The sequence below is a fragment of the Oribacterium sp. HCP3S3_B9 genome (assembly GCF_052064255.1).
GTDB lineage: Bacteria > Bacillota > Clostridia > Lachnospirales > Lachnospiraceae > Oribacterium.
In genome coordinates this window covers 1-16948 of sequence record NZ_JBQHVY010000004.1, presented here as the reverse complement: position 1 = coordinate 16948, position 16948 = coordinate 1, and the positions used below count along the sequence as shown (strand labels likewise).

Genomic DNA, 16948 nt, shown 5'->3' with positions numbered 1-16948 from the left:
ATTAATGTAGTAAAAATTGCCTGAATGCGCAATATATAGTAAAATGTTTCCGTTTAGATTACATATATTAAAAAGGAACAATATGCTACAGCTTTTTCAGAGTTTCATCGGCACCGGCGATCAGTTCCTGATCGGCCGTTTCGTCTGCCTGATGATCGCGCTATGCGTGATCATCGCGACCTGCCTCTGCCTGTTTAAAAAATCCAGATGGAAGCTTCACCAGATCTACTTCATCGCGGTGTTCTCAATGGGGCTTGTTTTCATGTGCACACTTCCGCCGCTTTCCGCACCGGACGAGATCCTGCACTTCACCGGAGCCTATGCGCTGTCTAACCAGATGATGGGGCAGTCGGTCCGGGATGAAGACGGCCACGTCCGCATCCGCGAGGAGGACGAGTACCTCGTCAACTGGCCGGGCGACGATGACCCATGTAAAGCTACGGTGCTCGGGCAGACACTTGACCGCTCGGTGTATGAAGCGATGCATGAGAAGGGCCTTTTCCACGCGACGGAGACCGGGACCAGTATCACGTTGCAGCAGCCGGTGAAGACGACCCCATGTGCGTACCTCCTGCCGGCCCTCGGCATCACCCTCGCCCGCCTTCTGAAGCTCAGCGCCGTCGGCCTCGTGCTGCTCGGCCGCTTCATGAACCTCCTCCTGTTTGCGACCCTCGGCGCGATGACCGTCCGCCGTACGCCGATCGGAAAAGAGCTCTTCTTCGCGATCTCGCTCTTTCCGATGACCCTTGAGCTCGCTGGTAGCTACAGCTACGACAGCTATATCATCGCGCTCAGCTTTTATCTGACCGCCGTGATCCTCGATCTCGCGCTCGCGAAGCCATCGACCGGTATCACGCGGAAAAACGTGATCGAGCTTTCCGCACTCGCGCTGCTGCTGTCCCCGTGCAAGATGATCTACGCGACGCTCTTCCTTCTCTGCCTCCTGATCCCGGTTCAGAAGTGGGGCGCGAGGCCGTGGCCGAAGTGGATCCTGTCCGTACTCCTCATCGGTGCGCTGATCGTCGGCTCCATCCTTCTCGTGAATTTCCGGGAGGTCCTCCGTTATGTCAATGCTTCCGGCGTGACACAGGCACCGGAATTTACCTCTTCCGGCGACGTGAACACAGTGAAGCTACATGACCTCGCCGAGCTCATCCATGACCGGACGCTCGTGTTCCGCATCATACGGAATACACTTCAGATCCTGGGTGGACAGTTCCTCGGTACGACCGTCGGCATGTGGCTCGGCGCCTTCGACCGGGGACTGGCGACGCCAGTGCCGATGCTTGTGCTCTTCTGGACAGGTACACTGCTGCTGGCCATCACCGGACGCCGGGAGGAACCGACACTGTCCATCCCACGGAGAGTGTGGATGGTTCTCGTATTTCTGCTCCTCGGCTTCATCCTGATGGTCAGCATGCTGCTCGCCTATACACCGGCGGATACCTTCTATATCCTGGGCGTTCAGGGACGCTATTTCCTGCCGTTCCTTCCGGTTCTGCTGCTGGCATTTCGTACACCACGGCTCCACCGCCTGCGGGTGATTGGCCGCGTCGGCATCGGGCTCGACGCACTGCTTCTCAGCGTGATGCTGCTGATGGATGCACTCGTGCTCCTCGGCTGTTTCCTCACCGTTGTGCAGCGGGCCTGAAAGGTGGTATAATAAAGTGTTCACATAAACACAGGAAGATGGAAAGAATAAACTATACATGAAAGCATTTATCGAATTATTACAGCACATGGCCGAGAAGCGTCGGATGATCCTGGACCTTGCAAAGTCCGATTTTCGTAAGCGCTTCGTCGGCTCCTACTTCGGCATCATCTGGATGTTTCTCCAGCCGCTCGCGACGGTGACCATCTATGCGTTCATCTTCGGACCCTATGGTTTCAAGTCCGCGCCGCCGGTGCCGAACACGAGCTACGTGATCTGGCTGATTCCGGGCCTCGTGCCCTGGTTCTTCTTCAGTGAGAGCCTGAACACCTTGACCGGCATCCTGCAGGAGTACAGCTACCTCGTGAAGAAGGTCGTCTTCCCGGTGGAGCTCCTTCCGATCATCAAGCTCGCGTCCTGCTTTTTCGTTCACCTCTGTTTCATCGTGATCATGCTGGTCGCCTTCCTCGTGTCCGGCAAAACCCCGATGCTCAGCTGGCTCCAGATCATCTACTACAGCTTCGCTGCTTCCGTGCTGGTGCTGGGTCTCGGCTATCTCACGAGTGCGGTCAATGTCTTCTTTAAGGACATGCAGCAGATCGTCGGAATCTGCCTCCAGTTCGGTATCTGGATGTGCCCGATCATGTACGATGAAACCCTCTTTACGAGCCGTGCACCATGGGTCGGAACCCTGCTGGAGCTGAATCCGCTCTACTATATCGTGGCGGGGTACCGTGATTCCATGCTGACGGGAGCCGGGTTCTGGATGCGCCCGACCCTCGGCATTTACTTCTGGGTGGTGACGCTCGTGATTTTCTTCGTCGGCCTCTCGTTTTTCCGTAAGCTCCGTCCGCATTTTTCGGATGTATTGTAAGCGCACAGGCGGATGAAACGTTCGAAACTATGTGACCAGGCACCCTGAAACCGGGTGTTTACAGATACACAGCTGCGTATGCATGCTTTCTGCCGGAACGTGCAGAAGTATGGAAGCGCACATAAGGAGTCGATATGCTGTATACGATCGCAGTTTTAGCAAATGTACTGTTTTTTTTGACCTTCGGAAGTCTTTACTACCGTAGAAAGATCGAGGCGATCCAGGACCCGAAGAAGCGCGCGGAGTATACTCTGCCGCTCGTGCAGGGCATCTTCCGGAAGATTCTGAAAACAGCCCATGTGACGGTGGAGGTTGAGGGAATGGAAAACCTCACGTCGATCCCGAAGGACGAGGGTGTCCTGTTCGTCGGAAATCACCGCTCGTATTTCGATGTCATCATCGCCTATACCCTGGTGGACCGCCCGACCGGCTTCATCGCGAAGGCAGAGATCGAGAAGATCCGGCCGTTGAAGCGCTGGATGGACGAGCTCGGCTGTCTGTTTATGGATCGAAATAATCTGAAGCAGTCCCTGAAGGTCATCATCACGGCCATCAAGCAGGTGCGGGAGGGGCAGTCCATCTGGATCTACCCGGAGGGCACCCGTTCAGAAGGTGCGACAGAGCTCGACATGGAGACCTTTAAGGAGGGCTCCTTCAAGGTGGCAGAGAAGACCGGATGTAAGATCGTGCCGGTATCGATGATCGGAACACGCGATATTCTGGAGGCGCAGTTCCCGGCGATCAGACCGAAGCATATCAAGGTGCGCATCGGTGCTCCGATCGAGGTGAAAAACCTCGGTGCAGAGGAGCAGAAGCACATCGGCGCCTGTGTTCAGGCGAGGGTGAAGGCGGATATCCAGACACTGCTGGCAGAAGAGAAAGACTAAAGGGTCATTACATGGAAGAAAAAAACGCACTTTTAAAGATTCGTGACCAGCTCGATGTACTGGATTACCAGATTACAGAGCTTTATAAGCAGCGGATGGACCTCTGCGAAAAGGTGGCAGAGTATAAGATCGAAACCGGCAAAGCGGTATTTGATCCAGTACGGGAGGCGCAGAAGCTGGATACCGTACAGTCCTATCTCGATACGGATTTCGATCGGAAGGCGATCCGGGAGCTCTATCAGCAGATGATGACGATTTCGAGACGCCGGCAGTTCGGTATTCTGTCTGCACATGGCAAGAGCTTCCATGCGGATTTCGAGAAGCTCGATGCGATTCCGAAGAGTGGAAAGCGCGTCGTTTATCAGGGCGTCGAGGGTGCGTATGCCCATCTTGCGGCACGACAGTGCTTCGGCACGGAGACAGCACTCCGCCATGTGAAAACATGGAAGGATGCCATGGACGAGGTCGTGGAGGAACAGGCGGACTACGCAGTGCTTCCGATCGAGAATTCCAGTCATGGGGCAGTTTCAGATATTTTCGATCTTCTGGTGCGCTATCCGTCGCTCGCGATCGTCGAGGAGGTCGATCTGCATGTGGCGCATGCGCTGATGAGCGTGGCGGGCGCCAGCGTGGACGGACTGAAGCGGATCTACTCACATCCACAGGCACTCGGTCAGTGCGCGGCCTTTCTGGAGGCACATCCGGAGATCGAGGCGGTGCCGGTGCTGAACACCGCAGTCGCTGCAGCGTACGTCCGGGATCATCAGGATCCGTGCAGCGCAGCACTCGCCTCCGAGCTCTCTGCGGAGCTGTATGGACTGACGATTCTGCAGCAAGGAGTCAATCAGGAAAAGAGCAACACGACCCGCTTTATCGTGCTCGGCCGTGAGCGCGTCTATACAGCGGATGCAGAGAAGATCAGTATCTGCTTCGAAACAGCACATAAGCCGGGTACGCTCTATAATGCACTGGGTAATTTTATATTCAATGATGTCAATATGCTGATGATCCAGTCCCGGCCGATTCAGGAGAAGCCGTTCGAGTATCGCTTCTTCGTCGATCTCGAGGGAAACCTGTCCATGCCGAATGTCATCAATGCACTCGCCGGACTCGAGGATCAGATCACATCCCTTCGTATCCTGGGGAATTACGGAAAGGAGTAACTATGTCACAGATTAGTGTGCTCGTCGTTGACGATGAAAAGGAAATCGCAGAGCTGGTGGAGATCTATCTCGTCAGTGACGGATATAAGGTATTTAAGGCCTACAATGCAGAAGAGGGCCTGAAGATCCTCGATGAGCAGGAGATCCATCTCGTGCTGCTCGACATCATGATGCCGGGCATGAACGGTCTCGAGATGTGCCGGAAGATCCGGACGAAGTCCAACATCCCGATCATCATGCTGTCGGCGAAGTCCACGGACCTCGATAAGATCGTCGGCCTCACCGGCGGTGCGGACGATTATGTGACGAAGCCGTTTAATCCGCTGGAGCTGACGGCACGCGTGAAGTCACAGCTTCGCCGATATACGCAGCTGAACCCGAACGCAGCGGATCAGTTCGCCAGCAGTGAGATCACGATCCGTGACCTCACCATCAACAAGGATAATCATCGTGTACTGGTGGACGGCGAGGAAATCAAGCTGACGCCGATCGAGTTCGAGATTCTGTTCCTGCTGGCATCCCATCCGGGCAAGGTGTTCTCCACCGATGAGATCTTCGAAAAGGTATGGGATGAAAAGGTTTATGAGGCCAACAACACGGTGATGGTGCACATCCGCCGTTTGCGTGGAAAGCTGCGGGAGGAGAGCCGCGAGAACAAGATCATCTCGACCGTCTGGGGCATCGGTTATAAGATCGAGAAGTAAGCATCACGACCTTGGAAAAAGATAAGAACGAGCAGAAAAATCATACCCATGGGCATGGCTATATGATGCAGCTGATGGCACATATCGGCATCGCGTCGGTGATTACGATCATCCTCCTCGTGTTTCTCATCACGAATCTTACAGCCATCACCAGCTTTCTTTATCAGACAGGAAACGATTCTCAGGCCCTGCAGCGCTTCGCGCTCGGCTCGACCATCAGTGTCCTGCTTTTTGTGCTGCTCGGAATTCTCCTGTTTTCCCTGATTTTCCTGCTTTTGCAACGAAAGATGGCGCGGGATGTCGAGACGATCGCCCGTGCAGTGAAGCAGATTTCCGAGGGGGATCTCAGTACCCGCCTGGAGCTGGAGGGGGAGGGGGAACTCACGGATATCGCCGAAAATCTGAATCGTATGGAGGAGGATATCCAGGAGCTCATCGATAAGGAGCGGACATCGGAGCAGTCGAAGACGGATCTAATTACCAATGTCGCACATGATCTCAGGACACCGCTGACTTCTATCCTCGGATATCTCGAGCTGCTTCGGAAGAATCAGAAGCTCTCACCGGAGATGCAGCAGAAGTATCTGGACATCGCCTACAACAAGTCGGTACGCCTTCAGAAGCTGATCGAGGAGCTGTTCGGCTTCACGAAGCTATCCTATGGAAAAATCAATATGAACGTGGCGAAGGTGGACATCGTCGAGCTGCTGGCACAGCTTCTCGAGGAGAGCTACCCGAATTTTCAGAAAAACGGCCTCAGCTATGATTTCGTATCGAATCGGAAGTCGCAGATCATCGAAGCCGATGGTGATCTGCTGGCACGACTTTTCGACAATCTGATCGGCAATGCCATCAAGTACGGTAAGGAAGGAAAGCGTGTCCGGGTCAATCTCCGGGCGGATCGAGAGATCGTGACGATCAAAATCGTGAATTACGGTTATGTGATTCCGGCAAATGAGCTGCCGCTGATTTTCGACCGCTTTTATCGGACGGATCACAGCCGGACGAACGCGTCCGGTCCCGGTGGAACGGGCCTCGGTCTGGCCATCGTCAAGAACATCACCGATATGCATCATGGTACGGTGTCGGTTTCTTCAGATCTTTCGGGAACGGTCTTCACGGTCCGACTGAAGATTCATTTTGATGGGGAGAGAACATTTTGAGTTCCGGATATAAGCGAAGTATGTCGATGCAGCGAATTTCATATCGTCTATCTGGCTTCCGCAGTACCGGCCGGGGGCTGTGGTTCATACTGACCCTGCTCTGCCTGCTGCTTCTGTTTTCAGTGCGTAGCTATGCGGATACCGTCGATCTCTCGGTGACCTATGGCTATCAGAACACAGCGAAAGCCGGCCGACGTCTGCCGCTCAGCATCGGCATCGAAAACCATCAGGAGAGTACCTTCTCCGGCTATATCCATGTCTATATGGTTGAGTCGGAGGACAGTGTCTATGAGTACCGCTATCAGAAAATCGTCGAGGGCGGTTCCTCGGATACGCTGAATGTAACCGTGTCACTCAGCTCCGGTATCAGCCAGCTGCTGGTGACGGCGGAGGACAGAGAGGGGCATACGCTGGGCTCACGGCGGATCGGCCTCGATGTCGCAGGCTCCGATGCAGAGCTTATCATCGGGATCATCTCCGATCATCCAGAGGCGCTCAGTTATCTGGATAATGTGGGGATCAATAACGGTATTCTCAGGACCCGGAGTGTGATTCTGCCGGTCGATGATCTGCCAGATTCAGAAAACGAGCTCGATCAGCTGGACGTTCTTCTGATTTCGAACTTTTCGATGAAGAGGATACGTAAGAACGAGGCAGAGGTCATCGCACAGTGGGTACGGGATGGCGGTATCCTGCTGCTGGGAACAGGAGCGCGTGGGGAGGATGCCCTGAGCCCATACTACGCAGGGTATCTACGAAATGCACTTCAGCCGACGGAGATGAGTCTCGAAATGGGGAACGCGTATCACGAGAACGGAGATCTGGAATTCCTCTCACTGACGGCCTCCCCGGTTCAGATCAAGGGTGGACAGGAGGTCGTGCTTTCGGATGGTGTGCCGATCGTTTCGGAGATCTCGGAGGGTGCGGGTATCGTCGCCATCAGCGGGTATGATTTCTGTGACCTTACGCGTTTCGCCACGGATCAGAGTGGATACATCGACCAGCTCTTTTCTGCTGTTCTCGGGAAAACGCGTCTCGAAAATCTCTCGATCACGGCTTCGGAGCGGAGTCTCGCCCGCTACTGGAATGTACAGGAGCTTATGAACCTGAGTGATCTCCGAAAGGTGCCGAAGCCACTGCTCTATGCCGTCATTCTCGCTGCCTATGTTCTTCTGATCGGTCCAGGACTTTACTTTTTCATGCGTGAACGGGAGGTCCTTCGGATGTACCGTCCGGGCGTCCTGCTGGTGACGGCGCTGACGATCATTCTCGTGTATGTCATGGGACTCGGCACACGTTTCATGGGGCCGTTCCTGACCTGTGTCCGTCTGAAAAACATCTCGGCGGAGAGCGTCGATGAGACGGATTATCTGAATCTGCGCTCACCCTACTACCGAAGCTATGAGCTTCCGGTGAAGACCGAGTATGATGTGTATCCGATCTTGAAGGGCGCGGACTTTACAGGCGATATCCAGGGACTGCTGTCTATGGAGGAGAATGTAAGTCATACGAGCATCGATAACGGTCGTGAGAAAAAGACGATCACGATTCAGAACGCGGCACCGTTTGCGGCCCGTTACTTCGAGCTTCACAACAACATGCCGAACGCCGATGGAAGCTTCCAGTCGGATATCGTCTTTGCGGACGGCAGTGTACGTGGCACGCTCACAAATGGTACGGCCTATGACCTCGGCGATGCGGCACTGCTGATCTATGGAAAGGTGATCCGGATCGGACGTCTGGATGCCGGTGCCAGCATTGACCTCGGAAGCTGTGAGACCATCAATGTGCCGGTGGGTGACAGCCGGAAAATCGCCGCCAGTGTCACCAGCGGAGGCTGGCAGAGCTTCCTTCGCTACTATCTGATGAACAGCCTGAACGGCTATTTCAGTGATGCGCGCATCGTCGGCTGCGTCCGGGAGGAGAATCCAGAGAAGCAGCCACTGGATTTCACAGAGCAGACGGATATCGACAGCTATGGCTTCACGATGGTGGTTTCCTCTCTGCCGTTCAGTACCCGCGTGGGGGATGTCTACAGCTACAGTGCACTCTCGACGGATCCGCAGATCCAGTCGGGTGATTATGATGCGACGGAGAACACGGTCGCGAGTGCATGGCCGACGACGCTTGAGTACCATCTCGGCGAGGGCAGTGACATCACGACTCTCACAATCGAGAGTCTTTCGGCGGAAGATGCGGGGGAGGCGAAGTCCATCGGCAGCGTGCGTCCGTTCCGTGGCAGCATGAGCTTCTATAATTATACGACCGGCGGCTTCGATATCATCGATATCGGAAACGGTGTGCTGACGCGGGCACAGCTTAACAGCTATCTCGATGAGGACAACATACTCATCGTGCGCTATACCTCGAGTGAGGAGAACACGGGGATCGATGAGCGACGGTATCTCCCGATGCTGACCGTGACGGCACGGAATACAGAAGAAAAGCCGGTGGAGATGATCGATGCGGCTGAACTTGAGGCATCCGAGTATGTCGGGGAAGGCAGTGTGTCGGAGGAAACAGAGCCCGGCATCGGATGAGATCGGAAAGAATCTGTATGGGGGGGTCAGCCACGGATGAGAAAGGAGCGTATCCATGATTTCTTTTGAAAATGTCAAAAAGAGCTACGGCCATGTGACAGCGCTCGATGGGCTCACGATGCATGTGGAGGATGGCGCACTGTATGCACTCGTCGGACCGAATGGTGCCGGGAAAACCACGGCACTTCGTATGCTGCTCGGACTCGTATATCCGGACAGCGGCCAGGTACGGATCGATGATATGGAGGCAGGCGCGGATGTGCGTCGCCTGAAGCGCCGCATCGGATATGTGCCGGATCGCATCGGTGCCTACCCGAACCTTCGTGTATCAGAGTATATGGACTTTTTTGCGGACTGCTATGATCTGTCCGGTGTGAAGACGAAGCGACAGATTCAGATGCTGCTCGATCTCGTCGGGTTACGTGATCGGCAGGGGCAGTATATGGATTCGCTGAGCCGGGGAATGCAGCAGAAGCTGAGCCTGGCCCGTGCGTTGATCCATGACCCGAAGATTCTCGTTATGGATGAGCCGACGGTCGATCTGGATCCGGCGACGCGCTTCGAGTTCCGGCAGATCCTCGCAAGCCTCGCGGATTCCGAAAAGACCATCCTGATCAGTTCACGTACACTGACGGAGATTTCGGATCTGTGTACGGATATCGGCATCCTCGACCGCGGTCGTCTGGTCATGGAAGGAAAAATCCATGAGGTGCTGGATCGGGTGGATGCGTCGAATCCGATCATCATCAGCATCGCAGGAAATCTGAGCTCGGCGATGCAGACACTGAAGCATGATCGTCTGGTGAAATCGATCAGTATCCGGGATAAGAATCTGCTGATTACGTATGCGGGCTCACAGAAGGAGGAATCGGCACTGCTTCGTCGACTGATTGAGGCGGGTGTGCCGGTACGCGGCTTCCATCGGGAGAAGGGCGACCTGGAATCTCTTTTCCTGCAGCTGACCGGTGCACGTGAAGAAAGGAGGGGGACATACTATGAAGCGGAATCCGATTTTCCGGAGGGATGAGCTCATCAATGCACGTAGTCTGACGCTTCCGCTGCTTGTGACACTCCTGAACGGGGGACTGAGCATCCTGATTCTGATCAATCTGTTTTATATCGTCTCGACGGCGGAGCTGACGGGGGAGATCGCGTATCAGAGCTTCCTGCGTATCTACTATATCGCAGCACTGCTGGAGCTTCTGCTCGTGCTTCTGCTCGCGCCGGCACTGGCCGCGTCCTCCGTTGCCAGTGAGCGGGACCAGCGTTCACTGGGGCTTCTGCTGACGACTCAGCTGACACCGGCGGATATCATCATCGGCAAGCTGATGAGTGTGATGAGTACACTGATGCTGCTCGTTGCGACGGCACTTCCGATCTTCGCAACCGTATACATCTATGGCGGTATTACCTTCTTCGATATCCTGATGTACCTGCTTACGGCCTTCGTATGCGCGCTGCTGTCCACGAGCATCGGCATACTCGTCAGTGTCAGTATCTATATCACAACGGCCGCCACGCTGGTGTCGTATGCCGGCATGGCGCTCTGCATCCTGGCCGCGCTGCTGTTCGTTCAGTTCCGTGGACGCTTCGGCATCGGTGGGGTACAGGCGTATGTCATCGCCCTCCTGTTTTTTATGCTTCTGTCGCTTCTGGCACTCGGCTTCAGTATGCGACAGCTGAAGCCGCATCCGGTACGCCGGAAAGCGTAGACGAAAGAGCGGCAAGGACAGAAGATGTCCTATGCTTCGACCGCAGGGATAGATTTCGGCTCATGGCATACGGGATCGACAGTGACAGGAGACAGAACGAACAGAATGAAAGAAGTGGTGGATATCACGGAAAACAGAATACAGGCTGCAGCTCCGAGACGACGGAAAGCGGCACGTGTCTGCTTCCTGCTGAGCCTCTTATGGATGGTGTTTATTTTTATGATGTCGCAGCAGAACGCAGATGTGTCGACGGAAACAAGCCTTCGGGCCGGTACGCTCGTGGCAGAGCTCGTGGTGCCGGGCTATCGTGACTGGCCGGCAGGAGAGCAGCGGGCACTTGCGATGCAGATCGACTATCCGGTGCGGAAGCTCGCCCATGCCAGCGAGTATACGGTGCTCGGCATACTGTACAGTCTGAGTGCACTGTCGGTGGCGGTGGTACCGAAGCGGAGAAGGCTGCTCTGTACGGCCTTTCCGCTCGGTGTTCTCTATGCAGCGAGTGATGAGTTTCATCAGCTGTTTGTGCCGGGACGTGCCGGGCGGGTGAGTGATGTGCTCATTGACAGCAGCGGGGTGCTGCTCGGAATCGCGATTGTTTCTCTTTTTATGCACATAAAGCAATTCTTGAAAACGAAGTCTGTTTATGCTTAAATGTTATCTATTGAACAGAGATGGGAGAGGTGAAAGATGAACTGTATCATGATCGGTATCGCCGGTGGTTCAGGCTCCGGCAAGTCTACCTTTACGAATCGTCTTAAGAAGGAATTCGGTGATCAGGTCACCGTGATTTATCACGATAATTACTATAAGTCGAACGATGGCATCCCGTTTGAGGTGCGTCAGAAGGTGAACTACGATCATCCGGATGCGTTCGAAACGGATCTTCTCATCGCACATCTGAAGGCGCTTCGGCGCGGCGAGTGCGTACAGTGTCCGGTGTATAACTATGCCGAGCATAATCGTTCGCAGGAGACGACCGAGCTTCGACCGAGCAGAATCATCATCGTCGAGGGCATCCTCGTCCTCGAAAATCCGGAGCTTCGTTCCCTTTTCGATATTAAAATCTATGTGGAAGCCGATGCAGATGAGCGTATCATCCGTCGCATCATCCGTGATGTGAAGGAGCGTGGCCGTCATGTCGAGGATATCTCCGAGCAGTATCTGACGACCGTGAAGCCGATGCACTATTTGTATGTCGAGCCGACGAAAGCACTCGCGGACATCGTCATCAACAGTGGTATGAACGATGTCGCCTTCGATCTCATGCGTACGAAGATTCAGAAGATTCTCGATACACCGGAGAACGGAGCCGATTAACAGCCCTTCACGGTCGAGATCGACCGATGTAGGATAGAAGCAGCCAGTTAAACGTACACGTATATGAAAAATGGGAGGTAGCCGCATGCTTTACAACAGTACCCGAGGGGGAGAGAACGGACTCCGCGCATCGGAGGCGATTCTGAAGGGGCTCGCGTCGGATGGCGGTCTTTTCATGCCGGAGAAACTGCCGGTACTTACGAAGTCACTTTCGGAATTAAGCACGCTTTCATATCAGGATCTTGCGTATGAGATTATGAAGGAGTTTTTCACGGATTTTACCGAGGAGGAGCTCCGTCACTGTATCTGTGCGGCCTACGATGAGAAGTTCGAGGATCCGAAGATCGCACCGCTGGTAAAGAAGGGCGGCGCATGGTACCTCGAGCTGTTCCACGGAAAAACCATCGCATTTAAGGATATGGCCCTCTCCATCCTCCCACACCTGATGGTGACCAGTGCACGGAAGAACCAGGTGACGGATCGTATCGTGATCCTGACCGCGACCTCCGGTGATACCGGAAAGGCGGCGATGGCCGGCTTCGCGGATGTACCGGGTACGGAAATCATCGTATTCTATCCGTATGGAGGTGTTTCCCGTTTCCAGGAGCTGCAGATGCGGACTGAACCGGGGAAGAACACCCACGCAGCAGCTATCCGCGGCAACTTCGATGATGCCCAGACCGGTGTGAAGCAGATCTTCCATGATCAGGCATTTGCACAGAAGCTGAAGGCACAGGGCGTCGTTCTGAGCTCGGCAAACTCCATCAACATCGGCCGTCTGGTTCCGCAGGTGGTCTACTATGTCTATGCATATGGTCAGATGCTTCAGGCTGGTGATGTCGCAGAGGGTGAGAAGATCGATGTCTGCGTCCCGACCGGTAACTTCGGTAATATCCTGGCAGCGTATCTCGCGAAGCACATGGGGGTGCCGATCGAGAAGCTGATCTGCGCATCCAACGAAAATAAGGTATTGACGGACTTCTTCGGTACCGGTGAGTATAATCGGAACCGTCCGTTTATCCTTACCTCCAGCCCGTCGATGGATATCCTGATCTCCTCGAACCTGGAGCGCCTTATCTATCTCAGCACCGGCTGCAACAGTGTGAAGACCGCACAGCTCATGGAGGACCTTCGTACGAAGGGTGTGTATGAAGTGAGTGAAGATATGCGTCAGTTCATGGCGGACTTCGTCGGTGGCTTCGCAGAGGAGCCGGAGGTCTTTAAGACCATCCGTGATCTGAAGGAAGAGGCCGGATATGTACTGGATCCGCATACAGCAGTTGCATCTGCCGTCTATAAGCAGTATGCTGAAAAGACGGGCGATACCCGTAAGACCGTGGTCGCATCGACCGCAAGCCCGTATAAGTTTGCACCGAATGTGATGAAGGCCCTTGGGTATGATGTGGAGCATCAGGATGTGTTCGAGGTCATCGACCAGCTGTCGGAGATTTCCGGTGTGCCGGAGCCACGTGCGATTCGTGAGGTACGAAACGCAGCGATCCGTCACAGCGAGGTCTGCGAGATTTCCGAGATGAAAAAGATGGTCGAGGACTTCCTCTTCGTCTGAGATTTTTCAGAGAGCGCATCGTGCCTGTGAGAGAGCGACAGGGATGTGTTTAGTGAAAATGTGTATAGGAAACATGGAAAACGAAGTAGAGCTTGTCTATGTTTCTATAGAAATACAATGCAGACTGTGTTAATATATTCACATAATTTCTAAATGCTGTTTTATTAGGAGGAAATACAATGTTAGTTAACGCTAAGGGAATGCTTGATAAGGCACTGGCTGGTCACTATGCTGTACCACACTTCAACATCAACGATCTGGAGTGGGCGAAGTCTGTACTGCTTGCATGCGAGGAGGTGCAGTCTCCGGTAATCCTCGGTGTATCCGAGGGTGCAGGCAAGTACATGACCGGCTTTAAGACCGTTGCTGCGATGGTAAAGGCGATGGTTGAGGAGCTCGGCATCACCGTTCCGGTGGCACTTCACCTTGACCACGGCACATACGATGGAGCGAAGGCTTGCATCGAGGCCGGCTTTACGTCAGTTATGTTCGATGGCTCACACTATGACATCGACGAGAACGTGGAGAAGACCAAGGAGCTCGTAAAGCTCGCACACGAGCATGGCTGCAGCCTGGAGGCTGAGGTCGGCGGTATCGGTGGTGTAGAGGATGGTGTTACCTCTGCCGGTGAGAAGGCAGATCCTGCAGAGTGCAAGCGCATCGCAGATCTCGGTGTAGACTTCCTTGCAGCTGGTATCGGTAACATCCACGGTGTATATCCGGCAGACTGGCAGGGTCTCGACTTCGATGTACTCGCAGCCATCAAGGAGCAGATCGGTGATCTTCCGATGGTTCTGCATGGTGGTTCCGGTATCCCGGATGAGATGATCCAGAAGGCCATTTCTCTCGGCGTTTCAAAGATCAACGTAAATACCGAGCTTCAGATCGTATTTGCCAAGGCGACCAGAGCGTACATCGAGGCTGGTAAGGATCTTCAGGGTAAGGGCTACGATCCTCGTAAGCTTCTGAAGCCGGGTGCAGAGGCCATCATCGAGGAGTGCAAGGCACGTATCGCTGTATTCGGTTCCGCACACAAGGCTTAATCTAACGGTTACTTTTAGAACCTGTCCCAGATCCTGGGACGGGTTCTTTTCACGCACTATGTCCTGCCTTTCATAGGGGAGTAGAAGGAGACAATGAATGAGTGAAGTTATAAATGTTACGGAAATTTTCGGTGAGGATGTCTTTAACGACAAGGTGATGCAGGAGCGTCTTCCGAAGGCAGTCTATAAGAAGCTGAAGAAGACCATCACAGAGGGCTACGAGCTCGATCCGACCATCGCGGATGCGGTTGCGCAGGCGATGAAGGAGTGGGCACTCGAGAACGGTGCGACCCATTACACGCACTGGTTCCAGCCGCTGACCGGGATCACCGCAGAGAAGCATGATTCCTTTATCTCGGCCGCCGATGCCGACGGTAAGGTCATCATGGAGTTCTCCGGCAAGGAGCTGGTCCGCAGTGAGGCCGATGCTTCTTCGTTTCCGTCCGGTGGACTTCGTGCGACCTTTGAGGCGAGAGGCTACACCATCTGGGACTGCACCAGCCCGGCCTTCCTTCGTCGCGAGGGAGAGCATGGCGAAATCGTAACACTTTGCATCCCGACCTCCTTCTGTTCCTTCGGTGGTGAGGCGCTGGATACGAAGACCCCGCTGCTTCGCTCCATGCAGGCGATCAATGAGCAGGCACTGCGTATTCTCCGTCTGTTCGGTAACACGACATCGAAGTCGGTGAAGCCATCCGTCGGTGCAGAGCAGGAGTATTTCCTGATCGACCGGAACAAGTATCTGAAGCGGAAGGACCTCATCTATACGGGGCGTACCCTCTTCGGCGTCATGCCGGCGAAGGGCCAGGAGCTCGATGACCACTACTTCGGTTCCATCCGTCATCGCATCGCCGCCTTCATGCGCGATGTGGATGTGCAGCTCTGGAAGCTCGGCGTCACCGCGAAGACGGAGCACAACGAGGTCGCACCGGCACAGCATGAGCTGGCACCGGTCTATGATGAGGCGAACCTTGCGGTCGACCATAACCAGCTGGTGATGGAGGTCATGAAGAAGACCGCACCACGCCATGGTCTCGAGTGCCTGCTCCATGAGAAGCCGTTCTCCGGTGTCAATGGTTCCGGTAAGCACAACAACTGGTCGCTCGTAACGGATGATGGCATCAATCTGATGTATCCTGGCGAGACACCGCATGAGAACATTCAGTTCCTTCTGGTTCTTTCCTGCGTACTGGCCGCGGTCGATAAGCATGCGGATCTTCTCCGTCTCAGTGCGGCGGATGTCGGAAACGAGCATCGTCTCGGTGCGGATGAGGCACCACCAGCGATTGTTTCTGCGTTCATCGGCACCCAGCTCGAGGATGTCGTGGAGCAGCTGATCGGTACCGGCTATGCGACCGAGTCGAAGCAGGGCAAGATCCTTCCGACCGGTGTCAACACCATGCCGGATCTCTATGCGGATGTCACCGATCGTAACCGTACGTCACCGTTTGCCTTTACCGGTAACAAGTTCGAGTTCCGTATGGTGGGTTCGGCCGAGTCCATCGCAAGTGCGAACATCATCCTCGACGCTATCGTCGCAGAGCAGTTTAAGGAAGCCGCCGACGTACTGGAGAAGGCAGAGAACTTCAGCGATGCGTGTCATGATTACATCAAGAAGCTCCTGACCGAGCACCAGCGGATCATCTTTAACGGAAACGGCTACTCCGAGGAGTGGGTAGAGGAGGCAGAGCGCAGAGGTCTTCCGAATCTTCCGTCCATGGTGGATGCGATTCCGGCCCTGACCACCGAGAAGGCGATCAAGCTCTTTAAGGAGTTTGGTATCTATACAGAGGCCGAGCTGGTGAGCCGTGAGGAGGTAGAGTACGAGCAGTACTCGAAGGTCATCAATATCGAGGCACGTGCGATGATCAACATCTCCGGCAAGCAGATCATCCCGGCGGTCATCCACTACACCACGCGTCTCGCGGATTCGATCCGCAAGGTGAGCGAGGCATGCCCGGAGGCGGATGTATCGGTTCAGAAGGGACTTCTGCTGCATGCGTCGAAGCTGCTTTCGGATATGGAGCAGGCAAGAACGAAGCTGCTGCAGGATGTCGAGCTGTATGGCCCGGAGAAGGATGCTGAGAAGAAGGCACGGGCATACCACGATACGATCGTGCCGGATATGCGGGCGCTGCGTACACCGGTCGATGAGCTGGAGCAGATCGTGGATAAGGATCTGTGGCCGTATCCGAGCTATGGTGATATGATTTTCGAGGTTTCTGAGCCTTAATATGCGAACGCTAGTACCGGGGGGGGGGGGGGGGGGGGGGGGGGGGGGGGGGGCGGGCGGCCGCGCGCGCCCCGCCCTCTCCCACACAAAAAAA

The 16948-nt window shown here is 54.8% G+C and carries 14 protein-coding genes; all 14 read left to right on the top strand.

The genetic code is table 11. From position 1 onward, the window contains the following. Positions 1 to 82: 82 nt before the first annotated feature. The 14 genes from ACTNC3_RS03700 (at position 83) to ACTNC3_RS03635 (ending at position 16854) form a co-directional block, all read left to right on the top strand. Positions 83 to 1651 (top strand): DUF2142 domain-containing protein, encoded by a 1569-nt coding sequence (locus ACTNC3_RS03700; protein WP_441226496.1) that lies wholly within the window; start codon positions 83 to 85, stop codon positions 1649 to 1651. A 58-nt stretch (positions 1652 to 1709) separates the two neighbouring features. Continuing rightward, entirely contained in the window at positions 1710 to 2525 is an 816-nt protein-coding gene (locus ACTNC3_RS03695) for an ABC transporter permease (protein ID WP_441226495.1), read from the top strand. 134 nt (positions 2526 to 2659) lie between these two features. Further along, entirely contained in the window at positions 2660 to 3412 is a 753-nt protein-coding gene (locus tag ACTNC3_RS03690; protein WP_410042885.1) for a lysophospholipid acyltransferase family protein, read from the top strand. Positions 3413 to 3423: 11 nt separating this feature from the next. After that, positions 3424 to 4575, top strand: a complete 1152-nt coding sequence (pheA, locus tag ACTNC3_RS03685) for a prephenate dehydratase (protein WP_441226494.1) — start codon at positions 3424 to 3426, stop codon at positions 4573 to 4575. A 2-nt stretch (positions 4576 to 4577) separates the two neighbouring features. Next, complete coding sequence (locus ACTNC3_RS03680; RefSeq protein ID WP_410042887.1) at positions 4578 to 5279, top strand: response regulator transcription factor; 702 nt, start codon at positions 4578 to 4580, stop codon at positions 5277 to 5279. A 62-nt stretch (positions 5280 to 5341) separates the two neighbouring features. Next, complete coding sequence (locus tag ACTNC3_RS03675; protein ID WP_441226575.1) at positions 5342 to 6442, top strand: sensor histidine kinase; 1101 nt, start codon at positions 5342 to 5344, stop codon at positions 6440 to 6442. A gap of 26 nt (positions 6443 to 6468) precedes the next feature. Further along, a complete protein-coding gene (locus ACTNC3_RS03670) occupies positions 6469 to 8982 on the top strand; it encodes a hypothetical protein (protein ID WP_441226493.1) in 2514 nt (837 codons plus the stop codon). 55 nt (positions 8983 to 9037) lie between these two features. Further along, positions 9038 to 10009: an ABC transporter ATP-binding protein gene (locus ACTNC3_RS03665; RefSeq protein ID WP_441226492.1), complete on the top strand. Its 972-nt coding sequence runs from the start codon at positions 9038 to 9040 to the stop codon at positions 10007 to 10009. Further along, positions 9978 to 10694, top strand: coding sequence for an ABC transporter permease (locus ACTNC3_RS03660; RefSeq protein WP_441226491.1), 717 nt, complete (start codon positions 9978 to 9980; stop codon positions 10692 to 10694). The genes ACTNC3_RS03665 and ACTNC3_RS03660 overlap by 32 nt, the downstream gene beginning before the upstream one ends. A gap of 105 nt (positions 10695 to 10799) precedes the next feature. Next, positions 10800 to 11345 (top strand): VanZ family protein, encoded by a 546-nt coding sequence (locus tag ACTNC3_RS03655; RefSeq protein ID WP_410042892.1) that lies wholly within the window; start codon positions 10800 to 10802, stop codon positions 11343 to 11345. 36 nt (positions 11346 to 11381) lie between these two features. Further along, complete coding sequence (udk, locus tag ACTNC3_RS03650; protein ID WP_410042893.1) at positions 11382 to 12011, top strand: uridine kinase; 630 nt, start codon at positions 11382 to 11384, stop codon at positions 12009 to 12011. An 85-nt stretch (positions 12012 to 12096) separates the two neighbouring features. Further along, entirely contained in the window at positions 12097 to 13578 is a 1482-nt protein-coding gene (gene thrC / locus ACTNC3_RS03645) for a threonine synthase (RefSeq protein ID WP_441226490.1), read from the top strand. 179 nt (positions 13579 to 13757) lie between these two features. Beyond that, entirely contained in the window at positions 13758 to 14621 is an 864-nt protein-coding gene (fba, locus tag ACTNC3_RS03640) for a class II fructose-1,6-bisphosphate aldolase (protein ID WP_410042895.1), read from the top strand. A 97-nt stretch (positions 14622 to 14718) separates the two neighbouring features. Further along, the gene (locus ACTNC3_RS03635; RefSeq protein WP_441226489.1) at positions 14719 to 16854 is read left to right on the top strand and encodes a glutamine synthetase III family protein; all 2136 of its coding nucleotides are present in this window, start codon (positions 14719 to 14721) and stop codon (positions 16852 to 16854) included. Positions 16855 to 16948 lie beyond the last annotated feature (94 nt).